This window comes from Blautia luti (genome assembly GCF_013304735.1).
Lineage (GTDB): Bacteria > Bacillota > Clostridia > Lachnospirales > Lachnospiraceae > Blautia_A.
The window spans coordinates 21,646-40,423 of sequence record NZ_JAAITI010000031.1 but is presented as its reverse complement, the minus strand read 5'-3'; the positions used below and the strand labels follow the sequence as shown (position 1 = coordinate 40,423).

Sequence of the window (18,778 nt, the reverse complement as noted above, 5' to 3'; positions counted from 1 at the left end):
GAATAGTCCCTTATAGGGACAGAGCAAGCCACCCGCTAAGCGGGTGGTCTTGACTGAGTGGAAATAAAATGTTCTCAAAAAGTGCGAAAAAACAGGAATAGCTAACATATATCTAACACGTAGCGAACACTCGTAGTTAATACTTTTAAAATATAAAAAAGATACCGTAAGGTCATCAGTCTTGATGAGTTTACGGTATCCTTTTTGAAGTGTAAAGCGGAATGGGAAAGACCGCTTTGTATTACAATTATATTTAAAAAGGAAGGAGACCGGGAGTTTTAACACTCCCGGTTAAAAGTATGAAAAAGAAAAAGTTGTTTAGCAGTTGCATTTACTTGCTTGCTGTTTACAGGTAATAATATATCGAAAAAATGTGAGCAAATCGTGATGCAATTTTGAAGAATCTGTGAAACAAATTTCGGAGCAGTTCATAAAATAAAACAAAGCTGCAAGGGGGAGAAGGTTTATGGAAGCGCTTGTGAATTATATTAAACCGGAACTGCTGATCACAGCAGTTGCTTTGTATTTTATGGGAATTGCGCTGAAGGAAGCCCAGGCTGTGAAGGATAAATATATTCCACTGATACTGGGAGGTGTGGGGATCCTTGTATGCGGGATCTATGTTTTTGCAACCTGTTCCTGTAATACGGCACAGGATATCGCAATGGCTGTATTTACTTCCATGACACAGGGAGTTCTGGTGGCGGGGCTTTCTACATATGTAAATCAGCTGATCAAACAGCTGGAAAAAGATGAATAGCTGCATAGAATAAAGAGAAGACAAAAAACAGGAAATTTTTTATGAATATCATAAAATTGATCAGCAAAAAGAATTGTTATATCGGCCAGAACCGGCCGGCATATATTGTAATCCATGAAACGGATAACTGGAGTAAGGGGGCAGATGCCAAAGCTCATGCCAATGCAATGAAGAATGGCAATCTGGCTGGTACCGTGCATTATTATGTAGATTCAAAATCCGTATATCAGACGTTGGACCACAGCGACGGGGCCTGGGCAGTAGGGGACGGAAAAGGAAAGTATGGAATCACGAACCGGAATTCTATCAATATCGAAATCTGTGTGAATCCGGAAACAGATTATTATACGGCGGTAGACAAGACAGAACAGCTGGCGGCTCTTTTGCTGAAACAGTACGGATGGGGGACAGACCGGCTGAAAAGACATTACGATGCGTCAAGAAAACACTGCCCGAGACGCCTCATGGATGAAGAAAAGTGGCCGGAATTTGTGAAAAAAACAGAATTATATATGAAAAACAAAAACTCACAAAATAAAAATGAAACAGCAGAAAGTAAAGGTACGAAAAAACCAGATACAACAGAGAAGCTGAATGTACAGCTTCCGATCATCAGAAAAAACAGTACCGGGTCTGCTGTTTCCATGTTACAGGCAATGCTGCAGGTAAAAGTGGACGGAATCTTTGGAACACAGACAGAAACTTCACTGAAAGCATTTCAGAAAAATGTAAAGATCACAGTCGATGGAATCTGCGGAGCAGAAACCTGGAAGAAAGTGGCTGAACACATGAATGCAAACCGCTGAAGTATTATAAATGAACTCTGTTTTGGAAATATTGGGCAATGGATTTTAACCAACTAAAATAATTCCAAATAAATTTCCTGTGGGATTGCGAATATCCGCTTAACTCATTTTACAAAAAAATCAAAGGCAAAATCCATAGATTATTTCATGGATTTTCCCTTACTGATTTTTATCTACGCATTTTTCAGTGCCTGATCCAGATCTTTGATAATATCGTCCACGTTTTCAATACCAATGGAGAGACGGATCATTCCAGGAGAAACTCCTGCTTCAACCAGCTGTTCATCGTTCATCTGGCGGTGTGTATGGCTGGCCGGATGAAGAACCATGGTAATGGAAGCAGCAACGTGCGTGGCGATGGTTGCAAGTTTCAGACTGTCCATAAAGCGGACTGCCGCATCACGACCGCCGGTCAGTTCAAAGGAGATAACACCGCAGGTACGGCCGTCCTTCATATATTTCTGAGCCAGTGCATGATATTTATCATCCGGAAGTCCGGCATAATTTACGTGAGAAACTTTTTCGTGTGCATTTAGGTATTCGGCGATCTTCTGGGCGTTGGAGCAGTGGCGTTCAACACGCAGCGGAAGTGTCTCCAGTCCAAGATTCAGAAGAAAACAGTTCATTGGAGACGGAATAGAACCCAGATCACGCATCAGCTGAGATGTAGCCTTGGTGATGTAGGCTTTTTTGCCAAACTGTTTGGTGTAGATCACGCCGTGGTAGGATTCATCCGGCTCGGTCAGGCCGTGATACTTATGGCCGTAAGCATCCCAGTCAAAGTTGCCGCTGTCAACAATGGCGCCGCCTACCTGAACGGCATGTCCATCCATATATTTGGTGGTAGAGTGAGTGACGATATCTGCACCCCACTCGAACGGGCGGCAGTTTACCGGTGTGGCAAAGGTGTTATCCACAATAAGAGGCACGCCATTTTTGTGTGCAACCCGTGCAAATTTCTCAATGTCCAGGACAACCAGTGCTGGATTGGCGATGGTCTCCGCAAAGAGAACTTTTGTGTTCGGTTTAAATGCAGCAGCAATCTCTTCCTCTGTTGCGTCGGTATCAACAAAGGTACAGTCAATGCCAAGTTTTTTGAAAGTAACGGCAAGAAGATTAAAGGTTCCTCCGTAGATCGTAGAAGCAGCAACAACATGGTCCCCTGCTTCACAGATATTAAATACTGCATAGAAGTTGGCTGCCTGTCCGGAAGAAGTCAGGATTGCCGCAACACCGGCCTCCAGATCTGCAATTTTTGCTGCAACGGCATCATTGGTCGGGTTCTGGAGACGGGTGTAAAAATATCCATCTGCTTTCAGATCAAATAACTGGCCCATTTCATCGGTGGTGTCATATTTGTAAGTGGTGCTCTGGCAGATTGGAAGCGCACAGGGCTCGCCTTTGGAAGGAGTGTATCCGGAATGGATACATTTGGTTTCTAAGCTGTAATCGTTCATATTTAAAAATCCTTTCTGTTGTGTTTTTGTATAGAAGTTTTGGATACAGATAAGAGAATATATTTATATACTTTATATAAAACCATATGTAATTATAACTCTTTGTGTGTGAAAATACAACAATATTCTCCATAAACCTTACCGGAGTATACGGGAAATAAAACATTGCGTTCTGGTGCACACATAAAATGTTAGAAAATTAACAGATTAAAAAACAGAAAACGTACTGGAAACACATATCCAAAATGAATAGAAATCACGCATAAACGCTGTAAAATCAATAAAAACTTGTGAATAAAGTAACAAATCGTGAAAAACGCATAAAAACAAAATGGAAAATTTGTATAAAAAAGATATTGCGTTCACGTGCACAAAATGATAATATAACATCATCAAAAAGAACACGAAAACAGAAAACAATAAAAGGAGTCAAGCGGATATTCGCAATCCGCTTCGCTACTTGCTCATAACCGAATAACTGCTTCACAGTTGATTCGGTTAAAAAATGAACGGAGGAATTTAAAATGTTAAGAGTAGGAATTATCGGATGCGGCGGAATGGGAAGAGATCATATCAGAAGACTGACCGAGAAGATCCAGGGAGCAGAAGTAGTAGCTGTTTCAGATGTATTTGAGGAAAGTGCAAAGAAAGCAGCCGAGATCTGCGGCGCAAAAGTTTACACAGACAGCAGGGAACTGATCAACGCAGAGGACGTAGATGCAGTATTTATCGTATCTCCGGGCTTCGCACATGTAGATTCCCTTCTCCAGGCAATTGAAGCCGGCAAGAGGATTTTCTGTGAGAAACCATTATGTACCACTGCTGAGGACTGCCTGAAAGTAGTGAAAGCAGAGGAAGCAGCAGGCAAACATCTCATCCAGCTTGGATTTATGAGACGTTATGACAAAGGCTACCAGCAGATCAAGGAAGCCCTTGCAACCGGAGAGTACGGCGAGCCGCTGATTCTTCACTGTACACATAGAAACCCGGAAGTAGGAACCAATTATAATACTCCAATGGCTGTGCACGATACCGCAATCCATGAGATCGATGTTCTTCACTGGCTGGTAGATGACGAGTATGAATCTGCACAGGTTGTAATGCCAAGAGTGACCAAATATTCTCATTCTGAGCTGAAAGATCCGCAGATCATGATGCTCCGCACCAAAAAAGGCGTGTGCATTGATGTGGAAGTATTTGTAAACTGCAAGTTCGGATATGACATCAACTGTGAAGTGGTATGTGAGGATGGTGCACTGAAAATGGCACAGCCGGCTTACCCGTCCATCCGCAAAAACGCAGCTGTATCCAGTGCCATTGACACAGACTGCTTCGTAAGATTTAAAGATGCTTACGATAAAGAGGTTCAGGACTGGGTTGACAACGCAGAAGCAGGCGTGATCACAGGACCGAACGCATGGGACGGATACCTGGCAGCGATCACAGCGGACGCTCTTGTAAAAGCACAGGAAACCGGACAGATCGAGAAAATCGTTACAGCAGTTGAGAAACCGGAATTCTATAAATAAGTATATTACAGATAAGTAAACCCCACCTTTAAACAGGATCAAGTAAGATCCCAGGCAGGGACATACAAAGAAATAAGCAGCGAATGCGATTGACTTTATCCGCTTGATCCAATAATTTTACAGAACTCCACCTCATCAAGTGTGAGTTATCATACCAGCTTATTGTCGCAGGCTTTCCCAATGAGCCTGTGGCGGCATTCACCGGCAGAGTCCGATTCCGATACGGTTTTATCGAAACTGCAGCGGGAAATCTGCCGGTGAGAGTAACCAGAAAGATCAGGCTGAAAAGAAATGCCTGCATGCTGGCAAATCGAAAATACGGATAACAAAAATACAAAATAGCACAAACACAAAGCAACAGAAAAATAAAAAAGAAAATAAGAATCGGTAAAGTCTGCATGATCCAACAGAAACAGGGGCGGTTCCCCTGTGCGCAGAAAACAGGACATAGAAATCCAGACAAAGTACACCGGTTTCGGACATATGGAGGGTATCGAAGATGAAATTAGGATTTAATGAAGCAACTGCACTGGAATGCAAAGGACAGTCTCTTATGGCAGATCTGGAGATGTGTGAAAAATATGGCTTTGATTACATTGAGATCCGTTTTGACTGCGTAAAAGACTATCTCAAAGAACATACACTGGAAGAACTGGCAGACTGGTTTAAGAATCATCACCTGAAACCGTGGGCATACAACACCCTGATCTTTTTCAACCAGAGAGATGAGGCAGGGGAAAAAGAAATCGATGAAGAAGTAGATTTTATCCTGAAAGTTTCCAAAGCGATCGGAATGAAAATGCTGATAACAGTTCCAAGTTTTGATGTAAAAGACAAATCTGTCAGCGAGATCAAAGAAGAAGCAGTTGCACGCCTTCGCTATCTTTCTGACAAAGTGGGCGCAGATATGAAGATCTCCCTGGAGTTCTGCGGTGCACCGAACTGCTCTATCAACCAGTTTGGAACAGCATACGATGTAGTAAAAGCAGTAGACAGAGACAATGTTGGCGTTACCGTGGACACTTTCCATTTCCATGAGATGTGTTCCCGTCTGGAAGACCTGAAAGCAGCAGACGGTAAGAAGATTTTTGCATACCACTTAAACGATTGTGAGGATCTTCCACTTGGCTCCTGCGGAGACGACAAGAGACTCTGGCCGGGAGAAGGCGTGGTAGATCATGCTGGAATCGCGGCAGCACTGAAAGAGATCGGATTTGACGGTGTATGCACCATCGAAGAGTTCCGTCCGGAGTACTATGCAATGAGCCACGAGGACAATGTGAAAAAAGCAGCAGAAGTTACCAGAGATTTTGTACAGAAATATTTCGGATAATTCATTCAGAAAGGTTCGACCTTAAACCGATAGGAGGTAGATACTATGGCTGGTAAGGGAATCCCCGAATTGTTGAATTATAAGCAGAAGGGTAAAGACTTGAATGAATTCATCAAGGTTCCGGTGTCAGAAAAACTTGCGTACTGTTTTGGCGATCCGGCGCTGACTCTGATGTATACCATGACAACAACTCTGCTGATCTATTTTTATACCAATGTTGTTGGAATTTCAGCAGGAGCTGTTGGAATGATCATGCTTTTGTCCCGCATTTTTGATGGATTTTCCGATGTGTTGATGGGAACCATTATCGACAGGACTCATTCCAAATATGGAAAAGCCAGGATCTGGATCTTAAGACTTGCGGTTCCCTATGCGCTGGCAGCGGTGCTTCTTTTTACCATGCCGCCGCTTGGAAACATGGGAAAGATCATCTATGCTTTTGTGACCTATAACATTATGAACACGGTTGTATACACTGCCATCAGCCAGCCGTTCCACGCACTGGGATCTCTGATGAGCCGTGACCGCCGTGAGCGTGATGTGATCTGTAACATCCGTATGGTATTGTCTATCACGGCAAGTATGATCATTACCGCGTTCACGCTGCCGCTGATCAATATCGTGGCAAATGTTACCGGCAACCAGCAGATGGCCTGGATCCTGGTAACAGCAGGTTATGCGATCATTTCCGTCGGCGTGCTCGTGAACACTTACATGGTCTGTACAGAGCGTGTTTCTGCGGCAAAACAGGAAAAAGAAGATATTCCTTTTGTGGAAGCTTTTAAAGCAACCGTTACCAACCGGTATTTCCTTATCGCCCTGGGGCTGATGATCTTTTATACTGCATATCAGATCATCATTGGAACGGACCTTACCTATTATTGTCAGTATGTACTTGGAAATGTAGACCTTGTTATGCCTCTTTCAGCAGCGGAGAAACTGGCAACTGTGGCAGGAATTGCCCTCCTGCCAAAGGTGCTTCCCCGCTATGGAAAAAGAAATCTCATCTGTGCAGGCTGCATCCTGGGTGTTGCGGGACAGCTTCTGTTCCTGATGAATATTACCAGTGTTTCTCTTGGTGTTGTGACCTGTATCATGAGAGGAATCGGAATCGCACCGTTCTATGGCGTGCAGTATTCTCTTCCAAGTGATGCCATTGAGTATGGCCAGTGGAAAACAGGCAAACGTGTGGAAGGTCTGATGTTCTCATCTATGAGCATGGGCCAGAAAGCCGGTTCCGGACTGACTTCCGCTATCATGGGTGGAATCCTTTCCGCTGCATATTTTGATGGCACCAAGGCAACCGCAGCAGAGCAGTCTGCAGAAGCTATCCGTGTGATCAAAGGTTTTTATCTGTATGTTCCGGTAGCAATCTGGGTAGTGATGTTTGTGATCGCGGCCTGCTATCAGCTGGATAAAGTCTATGACAAGATGATGCGGGAACTGATCCAGAGAGAATCCGGAGAAGGAAACGTTTCTGTACCGGGAGAGATCCAGTCCATGCCAGCACCGGCAGTTTCCGGAAACAGGATCAATGTAGCGATTGGAAGACTGTACGGCAGCAGCGGAAGAAAAATCGCGGAGGATGTTGCAAAAGCGCTGGACTGCAGGGTTTATGACCGTCAGATCATCTGTCTCATGGCAGAAAAATTCGGCATGGAAAAAGCAGATCTGGAAAGTGTGAGACAGTATCTGGATTCCTACAATTACGAAGATTCCGAGCTTACGTTTTCCCCGTACGGACATTCATCGGCAGGTGCGGCAGCAGATTATACAGGTGCCCAGATGTTTGAGGTGCAGAGCCGGATCATCCGTGAACTTTCAGAAAGGCGTCCTGGTGTATTCCTGGGAAGATGTGCCAACTATGTGCTTCGTGGAGAACCGCATACATACAGCTTTTTCGTATATGCAGATGATGATTACCGGGAAAAAGAAGGCCGGGAATATTATAAAGGCCAGTCTCTTGACGAGCTGAAGAAGCGTGACCAGATCCGAAATGAATATTATGAAAAATTTACCGGAATCCGCAGAGACGATCCCCATTATTATGATATGGTGATCAATGTTTCCAAAACAGGTGCAGCCGGAGCGGCCGGTCTGATCCTGGATTATATCAAAAATAAAGAAGAAAAAGGAGGGAATGCGTCATGAAGATCGCATTTGATGTAGATGTGCTTGCAAAACAGATGGATATCAATCGTATGGTCCATCAGGTGGCAGACTGGGGATATAAATATATCGAGCAGTCTCCACATCCGAGGATCAATCCGTTCTATAAACATCCGCTGTTTTCCAAGGAGTGTGAACAGGAATACAGACAGGCTTTGCGGGAAACCGGCGTGGAGATTTCTTCCTTTATCGTCGTATACCGCTGGTCCGGCCCCACAGAGGAACAGAGACAGTTTGCAGTTGCCAACTGGAAACGGATGATCCAGATTGCGGGAGATATGGGCGTAAAGGTTATTAATACAGAGCTTTCCGGTGATCCCAACCAGCAGGAAATCTGCAATGGAATGTGGTTCAAATCCATGGAGGAGCTGCTTCCGCTGATCGAGCGTGAAGGTATCCGCGTGGAGATCCAGTCTCATCCTTATGATTTCTGCGAGCTGAATAATGAGACCTGTGATATGGTAAAATCTTTCCGGTCTCCGAACCTTGGTTATGTGTATTCTTCTCCTCATGGATTTTTCTATGATGAGGGCAAAGGAGATGTGCGGTCCATGCTGAAGTATGCGGGAGACGAGCTGACACATGTATTGTTTGCAGATACTTTTAATCAGACTATGGACTGCCGGTATATTTTAAATCCGCCGTGGCTGAATGGCCGTGGAAAAGCGGATGTGACGGTACATCAGCATCTTGCTATGGGTGAGGGCGATGTGGATTTTGATGGTATTTTTGAAACCTTAAGAGATATGGATTTTGCGAATAAACAGCTGAGGGCGGATGCACCGAAGGCTGGTGGTGATAATATTGCCTGTGTTTCGATGTTTGGTTTTCCGGAGAAGATGGATAGGCAGGCACCGGAGGCTCGGGAGAGGATTGAACGGGAATTATTAAAATAGTGGTGGGGAAAAATCTGTCGTGCTGGGTGCGGCGGATTTTTTCTTTTTTGATTAGTAAAACGGACGCCCCGGGCAGCGGAATGGATCTGCGGCTGTTTCGGAGTCTAGTGCTGCTAAGCGTCTGAAAGATTGCTAAAAGCATTCAGAAAAATGCAGAACTCGCTGCGCTCAGACAGCTGACATTTTTCTGAATAACGCAATCTTCCAGGCGCTAAGCAGTACTACGGCTCCTGCAAAGGCCAGCAGATCCATTCCGCTGCCCGGGGCTGTGTGACGGTGTGGGCGGAGGTATAGGGTTGTTGAGGATGATAAGTTGAGTGGCTGCTCGGTGGGTGGTGGGCCGTCGGGCGCTTCGCTGGACGGCTGCAATGGCTTAGTTTGTATGTGAGATGATGTGTGGGGTATAATGATAACGATTGTTTATATGAAGAGGCGATGTCCGTCCCCCTAACGTCAGCTACCCGGAATTAAGTCTTATAATCAGGAAGTTACCTTTACATTTAACGTGATAATAACAATTAGATACTTGACCTAAAGTAAACTTTAGATGTTAAAATATAAAAAGTAACGTGTGAATGACAGGAATGTAGAGAGGATAGAAAATGAGTGTAGAGAATATAAAAACAGATAAAGAATTAAAGGGTGCGTATCTTACAGGGGAGCGGCCTTTGTTTCATGGGAAGAAGTTGCATATTGAACAGACGATTTTTAATGATGGGGAGTCTCCGCTTAAGGAGAGTCGGGATATTGTATTGGAGAACAGTTCGTTTCAATGGAAATATCCGCTCTGGTACAGCAAAAATATAGAGGCGAGGGATTGTACCTGGCTGGAGATGGCGCGTTCTGGGGTGTGGTATACGGATCATATCCGGATCGAGGATACGTTGATTGAGGCGCCGAAAAATTTCCGCCGCTGTCATGATGTGACTCTTGATAATGTGTATCTTGCCAATGCGGCAGAGACGTTCTGGAACTGTGAGGGTATAAAACTTGCACATGTACAGGCCAGGGGTGATTATTTTGGCATGAACAGCACAAATATCACCATCGATGATTTCAAACTTGTTGGCAACTATGCTTTTGACGGTGCAAAAAATATGGAAGTCCATAATGCCAGAATGTTGTCAAAAGATGCTTTCTGGAACAGCGAAAATGTTACGGTATATGATTCTGTGATTCATGGAGAGTATCTGGGCTGGAATTCAAAAAATCTTACATTTATCAACTGTACCATAGAAAGTCTGCAGGGACTGTGTTATATTGAAAACCTGAAAATGATCAACTGCACCCTTTTGAATACAACTCTGGCTTTTGAGTATTCGAAAGGGATTGATGCACAGATCAACGGCAGGATCAAAAGTGTCATGAATCCGTCAGAAGGCAGGATCCAGGCAGATGAGATCGAAACCCTGATCCTGGACCCGGAAAAGATCGATCCGGCTGAAACCGAAATTATCTGTCCTACAGTTCTGGAAAAGCTGGATAAAGCACCGGAGGCATAAAAGCGCTGACAGATAAAGAAAGGAAAAAGAGATGAGCATATTTGATGAAAAAACAGACCGCCGGCATACTGGCTCTATGAAATGGGATGTAACAGAAAAAGAACTGCCCATGTGGGTGGCTGACATGGACTTTCAGACAGCTCCACAGATAACAGAAGCCATTATAAAAAGAGCACAGCACGGGGTATTTGGCTATACCCTGATCGAAGATGAATGGTATGATGCCTATCAGAACTGGTGGAAAACACGCCATGAATGGTCCATCGAAAAGGAATGGCTGATCTTCTGCACAGGTGTTGTACCTGCAATCTCCAGCATTGTGCGTAAGATGACAACCACAGCAGAAAAAGTTGTGGTCATGACTCCGGTATACAATATTTTCTTTAACTCCATCATCAACAACGGCCGGTTCATCCTGGAAAGCCCGCTGCATTACGAAAATGGTGCCTATGAAATTGATTTCGCAGACCTTGAGGAAAAACTTTCAGACCCACAGGCATCCCTGCTGATTCTCTGTAACCCGCACAACCCCATAGGAAAGATCTGGGACAGAGGAACACTGGCAAAGATTGGCGAATTATGTGCAAAACATCACGTACTGGTATTATCTGACGAGATCCACTGCGACCTGACAAAACCAGGAAAAGACTACGTACCTTTTGCTTCAGTATCTGAGACCTGCAGAGAAAACAGCATCACCTGCGTGGCACCTACAAAAACCTTTAACCTGGCAGGACTACAGACGGCAGCAGTGATCGTTCCAAACCCCGTACTGCGGCATCGGGTCAACCGCGGATTAAATACAGACGAAGTGGCAGAACCAAACGTATTTGCAGCTATCGCACCGGTAGCTGCCTTTAACCACGGAGCAGAATGGCTGGACAGCTTAAGAGAATATCTCTGGGAAAACAGACGATATGCAGAAGAATTTATCACAAAAGAAATAAAAGGAATCCACGCAGTCAGAGGAGAAGCCACATACCTGCTCTGGCTGGACTGCCGCGAAGTAACCGACGATGCAACCAGATTCTATGCCTTCGTCCGCCAGCACAGCGGACTCTACGTATGCGACGGCAATGAATATCGAAATGGACAAAGCTTCTTACGCGTAAACCTCGCCTGCCCTAAAGATACAGTAATAGACGGCCTCAACCGCCTGAAAGACAGTACCCAGGCATATCTGGAACAGAAAAACAAAGCTGAATAGATAACAAAACAGAAGCAAATTCCAATAACCCCATCTAACTAAAAAATCAAGAGACCTGGAGCTTACAGTAATTTCCCGGAATATACATTCCTGGTAATTGTTGTAAACACCAGGCCTTTTTTATTCAAAAAAATGTTAATCACTAAATTTACCAGGTAAAAAAATATCAAGTAATTAATTAACCAAAAATAAATACACACACGAATTCATTTTATTTAAAATTTGAACACCCCTTCGCCATCCATCCCCGTCCGTCTGCAACCAATCCATCCATTCCTTAACAAAAACTTTACAACAAATCAAACAACTGTCTTGTCACATGTAAAGAACTATGGTATTATGTGTAAGATATTTTGAAAAAACCACAAAACAAAAGCAGGAATAAAAGAAAACCCCCTGCAGGAAAGGTGAAAATAATGACAGTAGCAGAAGAAATCCAGAAATTAAAAAAAGAAAAAGACGCCATCATCCTGGCACACTACTACGTGCGCCCCGAAGTACAGGACGTAGCAGACTATATAGGAGATTCCTTTTACCTCAGCAAAATCGCAGCCAGCGCAAAAGAAAAAACCATCGTATTCTGCGGCGTAGGCTTCATGGGAGAAAGCGCCAAGATCTTAAGCCCCGACAAAACTGTACTCATGCCCGCAATGGACGCAGACTGCCCCATGGCACACATGGCAACTGAAGAAGGAATCCGAAAAGTAAGAGAAGAATACGACGACGTAGCAGTTGTCTGTTACATCAACTCCACAGCAGCCTTAAAAGAACTCTCCGATGTCTGCGTAACCTCCGCAAACGCCGTAAAGATCGTAAAAGCACTCCCAAATAAAAATATCTTCTTCATCCCGGACAGAAACCTGGCCCACTTTATCGCAGAACAGGTACCGGAAAAACACTTCATCTATAACGAAGGCTTCTGCATCGTTCACGAATTTATGGATCCCGAAGAAGTAAAAGAAGCAAAAGAAGCCCATCCGGAAGCACTTGTGCTGGCCCATCCGGAATGTCCTCAGACAGTCCTGAAACAGGCAGATTATATCGGAAGCACATCCGGGATCATCAAATACGCTCAGGACAGCAACAACAAAGAATTCATCATCTGCACAGAATGTGGCGTACAGTACAAACTGGAAACCACCTGCCCGGACAAAAAATTCTACTTCACAGAAACCGTACCAGTCTGCAAAAACATGAAAAAAGTATTTCTGGAAAAAGTGCTCCATGTTCTGAAAACCGGAGAAAATGAAGTCCATGTAACTGATGAAACAAGAGAAAAAGCAAAGAAACCGCTGGAGCGGATGCTGGAACTTGCAAAATAGAGACAGAGAGGCGAAAACAATGAAAATCAAGACAGACGTAGTAATCGTAGGAACAGGTGTTGCGGGAATGTTCAGCGCACTGAAACTTCCAAGAGACAAAAAAATCGTGATCATCACAAAAGAAGATATGCGAAGCAGCGATTCCTTCCTGGCACAGGGCGGGATCTGTGTACTCCGTGATGAAAATGATTATGACAGCTATTTTGAAGACACCATGAAAGCAGGACATTACGAAAACAGAAAAGAATCCGTAGACATTATGATCCGGGGATCCAGAGATGTGATCAATGACCTGGTAGGTTACGGCGTGGACTTCAAAATGGATGGAGATGATTTTGCCTACACAAGAGAAGGTGCACATTCCAAACCGAGGATCCTTTATCATGAAGATATCACAGGAAAGGAAATCTCCGAAAAACTTCTGGGACAGGTCCTGAAACTTGAAAATGTAACTGTTCTGGAATATACTTCCATGCAGGACATCCTTGTAAAAAACGGCAAATGCATCGGATTGAAGGCAGTTTCCGCAGAAGCAAACAAAACACGTCTGGAAGCAATGGAAGCAGGAGAAAAGGTAAAAATCCAGGAAGAAATCCAGCCAGGCGGAGAGCTTCCGGTAGAAATCTATGCGGAAGACACTATCCTTGCAAGTGGCGGAATCGGCGGAAGATATCAGCATTCCACCAACTATCCACACCTTACCGGTGATGCCCTGGATATTGCGAAAAAACACAATGTACGTCTGGAACATCTGGACTATGTACAGATTCATCCTACGACTTTGTATTCCAAGAAACCTGGCCGCAGATTTCTGATTTCTGAGTCTGTTCGCGGAGAGGGGGCAGTGCTTTATAACAGCAAAAAAGAACGCTTTGTCAACGAACTGCTCCCAAGAGATGTGGTAACAAAGGCAATCCAGGAAGAGATGAAAAAAGAAGGAACCGACCATGTATGGCTTTCTATGGAAAACATTGACAAAGATACCATCCTTCATCATTTTCCGCATATTTACGAAAGATGCCTGGAGGAAGGCTACGATGTAACAAAAGAATGTATCCCGGTAGTTCCTGCCCAGCATTATTTTATGGGCGGTATCTGGGTTGATTCTGACAGCAAGACCAGTATGGACCAGCTGTATGCAGTAGGCGAAACCAGCTGCAATGGGGTACATGGAGCCAACCGCCTGGCAAGCAATTCCCTGCTGGAAAGTCTTGTATTTGCCAAACGTGCCGCAAAAGCAATCTCCACTGAAAAGAAAAGTGCTGCAGGAGCAGCGTGAAAGAAAGAGAAGGTACTGTATAATGAATAAGATCACAATGACACTCCAGGTAGACCACCTGATCCTGGAGGCTTTAAAAGAAGATATTTCAAGTGAAGACGTTACAACCAATTCCGTTATGAAAGAGGCGGTTCCGGGAGAAGTAGATCTGATCTGCAAAGAGGACGGAATCATTGCCGGACTGGAAATTTTCAGCCGTGTATTTACACTTCTGGATGCTGACACAAAAGTAGAATTATTCTGCAAGGATGGCGACGAAGTAAAAAAAGGCCAGAAGATGGGAAAAGTTACCGGTGATATCCGTGTACTTCTCTCCGGTGAGCGTGTAGCCCTCAATTATCTTCAGAGAATGAGCGGAATTGCAACTTATACCCATTCCGTTGCATCCCTTCTTGAAGGAACCGGCATCACTCTTCTGGATACAAGAAAAACCACACCGAACATGCGTATTTTTGAAAAATATGCAGTACGTGTAGGCGGCGGCCAGAACCACAGATATAATCTTTCTGACGGAGTCCTTCTGAAAGACAACCACATCGGAGCAGCAGGAAGCGTTGCGAAAGCTGTAAAAATGGCACAGGAGTATGCTCCTTTTGTCCGTAAGATCGAAGTGGAAGTAGAGAGCCTTGCCCAGGTAAAAGAGGCAGTTGAAGCAGGCGCAGATATCATCATGCTTGATAATATGACTCCGGAAATGATGAAAGAAGCCGTACAGCTGATCGACGGAAGAGCCAAAACCGAGTGTTCCGGAAATGTTACAAAAGAAAATATTGCAAAGATCAGGGATGTTGGTGTAGACTATGTATCAAGTGGTGCATTAACACATTCTGCACCGATCCTTGATATTTCCCTGAAGAACCTTCATCCGCTTTTCTGAAGATCACGGAATTTTACAGAATACCGAGTGCTGTGACAGAAATACCCGGAACATCAGAAAAACAGAAGTACGTATTGTGCCGAACACAGAAACATAATTGACAGTATCTGAAACGGGTGGGGGATATCGCAGGAATGAGGAAAACAGATATCAGGACCAAAAGTACAGGCACAGCCAGGAAAGGGGAAGCTTAAATGACTGGTTCAGAACGCAGGACAGCGATCATGGATCAAATTAAAAACAGTGACCGGCCGGTCTCGGGAAGCGCTCTGGCCAAAACATTTCAGGTCAGTAGACAGGTGATCGTGCAGGATATTGCACTGATACGTGCAGAGGGGAATAATGTGATCTCCACCAACCGGGGATATATCCTCAACGCCCCGCATACAGTGAGCCGGATCTTTAAGGTGCATCATACAGATGCGGATCTGGAGAATGAACTCTGCGGAATTGTGGATCTTGGCGGAAAAGTGATCAACGTAATGGTCAATCACAGAGTTTACGGACACATCGAGGCAGAATTGAATATCGGTTCCAGGCGCCAGGTGGAGAATTTTATGGAGGACATTCGAAACGGAAAATCCAGTCCTCTGAAGAATATCACATCAGATTACCATTACCATAAAGTAGAGGCAGAATCAGAGGAAATTCTGGACATGATCCAGGATATGCTGAAAAGACGAGGCTTTCTGATCGAAGCAGAATAATAGAAATCGGATACAAAAAGAAAAGATGTACAGAATAGGGAAATTCTGTTAGAATAGAAAAAGTGAAATGAAAGATAAGAGAAGGAATCCTGTGTGAACAGGGTTCCTTCTTGCACCCTGTAAAAAATGCACAGGTGGGGGAAAACAGGCTGCAAATATGGGACGAGAAAGAACAGCAGCCGGATATGTATGGAGGGGAAATGGATTATCAGAGTTTATTTACATTTATTCTGGAAATGGCGGGAACGATTGCATTCGCTGCTTCCGGAGCAATGGTAGGAGTGCAGAGAGGAATGGATATTTTTGGGATCTGTGTTCTGGGCGTGGTGACAGCCGTGGGAGGTGGAGCGACCAGAGATATCATTCTGGGAATCGTGCCGCCGGGGATGTTTCAGAATCCCATATATACCATTGTGGCAACGGTGACATCCTGTATTGTGTTCGCCATAATGTACTGGAAACAGGAACTGCTGGAAGGAGAGAACCGGCTGGTCTATGATAAGATAATGCTGGTGATGGACTCCGTGGGCCTGGGTGTGTTTACAGTTATGGGAGTGGATAAAGGGATCACGGAAGGATATATGGGAAGGACGTTTTTTCTTGTATTCCTTGGAACGGTTACAGGCGTTGGCGGCGGACTGATCCGTGATATGATGGCAGGCGTGCCGCCGTATATTTTTGTGCGTCATATTTATGCTTGCGCGTCCATTGTAGGAGCCATTGCCTGCGTGTGGGTATACCGTCTGTGGGGAGGCGTCCCTGCTATGGTGATCGGAACTGTGGTGGTGATACTGATCCGGTATCTGGCGGCTCATTACCGGTGGAACCTGCCGAGGCTTCGGAGAGAATAAGAGTAGTAATACAGGAAAAGATCCGGAACATTTGAAAGATAATGTTCCGGATCTTTTCTGGCTTTCATTTGGTTTATATTGCGTAGAAAGATTTTATATGTTTTTCTTATAAAAAGATCATGCGTCTGTATCCTGCAGAGCCAGGAAGCCTTCCTCGCCGGTACGGATCTTGACAACGTTTTCGATGTCGTAAACGAAGACTTTACCATCACCGATCTGGCCGGTATGAAGAACTGCTTTTGCAGTGTCAATAACTTTCTGAACCGGTACAAGGCTTACAACGATCTCGATCTTAACCTTCGGGCGGAGGTTCATGTCAACTTCAACACCACGATAGTAGGTTGGAGCACCTTTCTGAACACCACATCCCATAACGTTTGTAATTGTGATACCAGTTACCCCGATCTCGTTCATGGCCTGCATAAATTCGTCCAGCTTGTTCTGACGTGTGATGATAACAACTTTTGTCAGTTTGTGTACGCCGTCAGCAGGAATCTCAGGAACAGATTCAGCAGGAGCAGAAGGTGCGTGTTTGATAACCGGATCTTTCACGGAAGTTCCCATCGGAGCCGGAGCTTTTGTCATGGTATCCTGTACAAAGAATCCGTCGTATGCACTTGCAAGACCGTGCTCTTTCATATCCAGACCTGCGATCTCTTCCTCAGCGGAAACACGAAGGCCGATGGTGTGTTTGATCACCTGGAAGATAATTGTCATTGTAACAGCTACCCATGCGATGGTGATTGCCATACCGATGAACTGAACACCGAAGCCGTGGAAACCGCCGCCTGTGAGAAGTCCTTTCCATTCTGTACCTGCACCGTCTGAGAAAAGTCCTACAGCCAGTGTTCCGAAAGCACCGTTAAGGCCATGTACACCGACAGCACCAACCGGGTCATCAATTTTGAGAAATTTGTCAATAAACTCAATACCAAATACTACGATAAATCCGGAAATGATTCCGATGATAGCTGCAGAGGTAGGAGATACGGTATCGCAGCCTGCTGTGATCGCTACCAGTCCTGCAAGGGAACCATTGAGGGACATGGAAACATCTGGTTTTTTGTAGCGGATCCATGTGATCAGCATAACGGTTACAGTTGCAACAGCAGCAGCAAGGTTGGTTGTCACGAAGATTTTTCCTGCGCTTACGATGGCATCGCCTTCCATGCTGACGGTAGATGCACCGTTGAAACCGAACCAGCAGAACCAGAGGATAAATACACCAAGTGCGCCGACAGTAAGGTTGTGGCCAGGAATGGCTCTGGATTTACCGGATTTGGAATACTTTCCGATACGAGGTCCAAGTATGATGGCACCGATCAGCGCGGCAACACCACCGACCATATGAACGGCACAGGAACCTGCGAAATCATGAAATCCCATCTGGCTGATAAAGCCGCCGCCCCAGATCCAGTGACCGGATACCGGATAAACAACAAGACTGATCAGAAGACTGTAGATACAGTAGGAGATGAACTTGGTACGTTCTGCCATGGCACCGGAGACGATGGTAGCAGAGGTAGCACAGAATACAGTCTGGAAGATGAGGAATGCCCAGAAAGGAACGCCATCCGGAAGCATTGCATTTCCATAGTTTGCCTCTGAGGCGATTCCTCCGATCTTACCGAAGAACCCGTTTCCTGCACCGAACATGATACCGAAACCAACCAGCCAGAAGACCGGGGTACCGATACAGAAGTCCATCAGGTTTTTCATAATGATGTTACCTGCGTTTTTTGCTCTTGTGAATCCTGTTTCGACCATTGCGAATCCGGCCTGCATGAAGAAGACCAGTGCCGCACCGACGAGGACCCAGATTGTGTTTACTGAAGAATACATAGTAACACTCCCTTTCCCAATTTTTTTCTTCCTATTATATAAGGCATATACAGGAAGGATTTTTACAATACCGGATCATAAAACAGATAGAATTTATCCAGTATCAGTATAACGAAAAAGCGCGGGAGAGAGGAAATTCCCTTCCGCGCCTTTACGAAACAAAATTAATATATGTAAAACAGGGGATATCTGTATCGTGTGATTAATGGATGAGGAAATCGATAATGAATTATGAAGTAGA

15 protein-coding genes are annotated in these 18,778 nt (G+C 44.7%); 13 read left to right on the top strand and 2 right to left on the bottom strand.

Features of this window, described 5'->3' with window-relative positions; all coding sequences use genetic code 11:
* Window positions 1-466: 466 nt before the first annotated feature.
* Together G5B06_RS14290 and G5B06_RS14285 are read left to right on the top strand one after the other, a co-directional pair.
* Window positions 467-760: a phage holin family protein gene (locus G5B06_RS14290; protein WP_021976274.1), complete on the top strand. Its 294-nt coding sequence runs from the start codon at window positions 467-469 to the stop codon at window positions 758-760.
* Window positions 761-801: 41 nt separating this feature from the next.
* Window positions 802-1,566, top strand: a complete 765-nt coding sequence (locus G5B06_RS14285) for an N-acetylmuramoyl-L-alanine amidase (RefSeq protein ID WP_173772340.1) — start codon at window positions 802-804, stop codon at window positions 1,564-1,566.
* A gap of 173 nt (window positions 1,567-1,739) precedes the next feature.
* Here the strand turns inward: G5B06_RS14285 and G5B06_RS14280 are convergent, their stop codons facing one another.
* Complete coding sequence (locus G5B06_RS14280; protein ID WP_173772338.1) at window positions 1,740-3,023, bottom strand: O-acetylhomoserine aminocarboxypropyltransferase/cysteine synthase family protein; 1,284 nt, start codon at window positions 3,021-3,023, stop codon at window positions 1,740-1,742.
* A gap of 524 nt (window positions 3,024-3,547) precedes the next feature.
* Between G5B06_RS14280 and G5B06_RS14275 the strand changes: the two genes are divergently transcribed.
* The 11 genes from G5B06_RS14275 (at window position 3,548) to G5B06_RS14225 (ending at window position 16,695) form a co-directional block, all read left to right on the top strand.
* On the top strand, window positions 3,548-4,552 hold the full coding sequence (locus G5B06_RS14275; RefSeq protein WP_021976271.1) for a Gfo/Idh/MocA family protein: 1,005 nt from the start codon (window positions 3,548-3,550) through the stop codon (window positions 4,550-4,552).
* A gap of 499 nt (window positions 4,553-5,051) precedes the next feature.
* Window positions 5,052-5,885: a sugar phosphate isomerase/epimerase family protein gene (locus G5B06_RS14270; protein WP_118062631.1), complete on the top strand. Its 834-nt coding sequence runs from the start codon at window positions 5,052-5,054 to the stop codon at window positions 5,883-5,885.
* A gap of 45 nt (window positions 5,886-5,930) precedes the next feature.
* Window positions 5,931-8,036, top strand: a complete 2,106-nt coding sequence (locus G5B06_RS14265; RefSeq protein ID WP_173762586.1) for a cytidylate kinase family protein — start codon at window positions 5,931-5,933, stop codon at window positions 8,034-8,036.
* The gene (locus tag G5B06_RS14260; RefSeq protein ID WP_021976268.1) at window positions 8,033-8,950 is read left to right on the top strand and encodes a sugar phosphate isomerase/epimerase family protein; all 918 of its coding nucleotides are present in this window, start codon (window positions 8,033-8,035) and stop codon (window positions 8,948-8,950) included. The genes G5B06_RS14265 and G5B06_RS14260 overlap by 4 nt, the downstream gene beginning before the upstream one ends.
* A gap of 602 nt (window positions 8,951-9,552) precedes the next feature.
* A complete protein-coding gene (locus tag G5B06_RS14255; protein WP_173762587.1) occupies window positions 9,553-10,452 on the top strand; it encodes a DUF3737 family protein in 900 nt (299 codons plus the stop codon).
* A gap of 31 nt (window positions 10,453-10,483) precedes the next feature.
* On the top strand, window positions 10,484-11,659 hold the full coding sequence (locus G5B06_RS14250; RefSeq protein ID WP_173762588.1) for a MalY/PatB family protein: 1,176 nt from the start codon (window positions 10,484-10,486) through the stop codon (window positions 11,657-11,659).
* Between the two features lie 416 nt (window positions 11,660-12,075).
* Window positions 12,076-12,981 (top strand): quinolinate synthase NadA, encoded by a 906-nt coding sequence (gene nadA, locus G5B06_RS14245; RefSeq protein WP_021976265.1) that lies wholly within the window; start codon window positions 12,076-12,078, stop codon window positions 12,979-12,981.
* Window positions 12,982-13,000: 19 nt separating this feature from the next.
* Window positions 13,001-14,260, top strand: coding sequence for an FAD-binding protein (locus tag G5B06_RS14240; RefSeq protein WP_173762589.1), 1,260 nt, complete (start codon window positions 13,001-13,003; stop codon window positions 14,258-14,260).
* 22 nt (window positions 14,261-14,282) lie between these two features.
* Window positions 14,283-15,137, top strand: coding sequence for a carboxylating nicotinate-nucleotide diphosphorylase (gene nadC / locus G5B06_RS14235; protein WP_021976263.1), 855 nt, complete (start codon window positions 14,283-14,285; stop codon window positions 15,135-15,137).
* 194 nt (window positions 15,138-15,331) lie between these two features.
* Window positions 15,332-15,844 carry a transcription repressor NadR gene (locus tag G5B06_RS14230; RefSeq protein WP_118062624.1) on the top strand — a complete coding sequence of 171 codons (513 nt, stop codon included), beginning with the start codon at window positions 15,332-15,334 and terminating at the stop codon, window positions 15,842-15,844.
* A 200-nt stretch (window positions 15,845-16,044) separates the two neighbouring features.
* On the top strand, window positions 16,045-16,695 hold the full coding sequence (locus tag G5B06_RS14225; protein WP_173772336.1) for a trimeric intracellular cation channel family protein: 651 nt from the start codon (window positions 16,045-16,047) through the stop codon (window positions 16,693-16,695).
* A gap of 117 nt (window positions 16,696-16,812) precedes the next feature.
* On the opposite strand, the gene G5B06_RS14220 is transcribed toward G5B06_RS14225, so the two are convergent.
* The gene (locus tag G5B06_RS14220) at window positions 16,813-18,537 is read right to left on the bottom strand and encodes an ammonium transporter (protein WP_173772334.1); all 1,725 of its coding nucleotides are present in this window, start codon (window positions 18,535-18,537) and stop codon (window positions 16,813-16,815) included.
* Window positions 18,538-18,778 lie beyond the last annotated feature (241 nt).

Coding starts and splice junctions, on each gene's coding strand:
- G5B06_RS14225 (WP_173772336.1), top strand. CDS start 16,045: ATGGATTATCAGAGTTTATTTACATTTATTCTGGAAATGGCGGGAACG.
- nadA (WP_021976265.1), top strand. CDS start 12,076: ATGACAGTAGCAGAAGAAATCCAGAAATTAAAAAAAGAAAAAGACGCC.
- G5B06_RS14290 (WP_021976274.1), top strand. CDS start 467: ATGGAAGCGCTTGTGAATTATATTAAACCGGAACTGCTGATCACAGCA.
- G5B06_RS14260 (WP_021976268.1), top strand. CDS start 8,033: ATGAAGATCGCATTTGATGTAGATGTGCTTGCAAAACAGATGGATATC.
- G5B06_RS14270 (WP_118062631.1), top strand. CDS start 5,052: ATGAAATTAGGATTTAATGAAGCAACTGCACTGGAATGCAAAGGACAG.
- G5B06_RS14265 (WP_173762586.1), top strand. CDS start 5,931: ATGGCTGGTAAGGGAATCCCCGAATTGTTGAATTATAAGCAGAAGGGT.
- G5B06_RS14250 (WP_173762588.1), top strand. CDS start 10,484: ATGAGCATATTTGATGAAAAAACAGACCGCCGGCATACTGGCTCTATG.
- G5B06_RS14280 (WP_173772338.1), bottom strand. CDS start 3,023: ATGAACGATTACAGCTTAGAAACCAAATGTATCCATTCCGGATACACT.
- nadC (WP_021976263.1), top strand. CDS start 14,283: ATGAATAAGATCACAATGACACTCCAGGTAGACCACCTGATCCTGGAG.
- G5B06_RS14255 (WP_173762587.1), top strand. CDS start 9,553: ATGAGTGTAGAGAATATAAAAACAGATAAAGAATTAAAGGGTGCGTAT.
- G5B06_RS14285 (WP_173772340.1), top strand. CDS start 802: ATGAATATCATAAAATTGATCAGCAAAAAGAATTGTTATATCGGCCAG.
- G5B06_RS14240 (WP_173762589.1), top strand. CDS start 13,001: ATGAAAATCAAGACAGACGTAGTAATCGTAGGAACAGGTGTTGCGGGA.
- G5B06_RS14275 (WP_021976271.1), top strand. CDS start 3,548: ATGTTAAGAGTAGGAATTATCGGATGCGGCGGAATGGGAAGAGATCAT.
- G5B06_RS14230 (WP_118062624.1), top strand. CDS start 15,332: ATGACTGGTTCAGAACGCAGGACAGCGATCATGGATCAAATTAAAAAC.
- G5B06_RS14220 (WP_173772334.1), bottom strand. CDS start 18,537: ATGTATTCTTCAGTAAACACAATCTGGGTCCTCGTCGGTGCGGCACTG.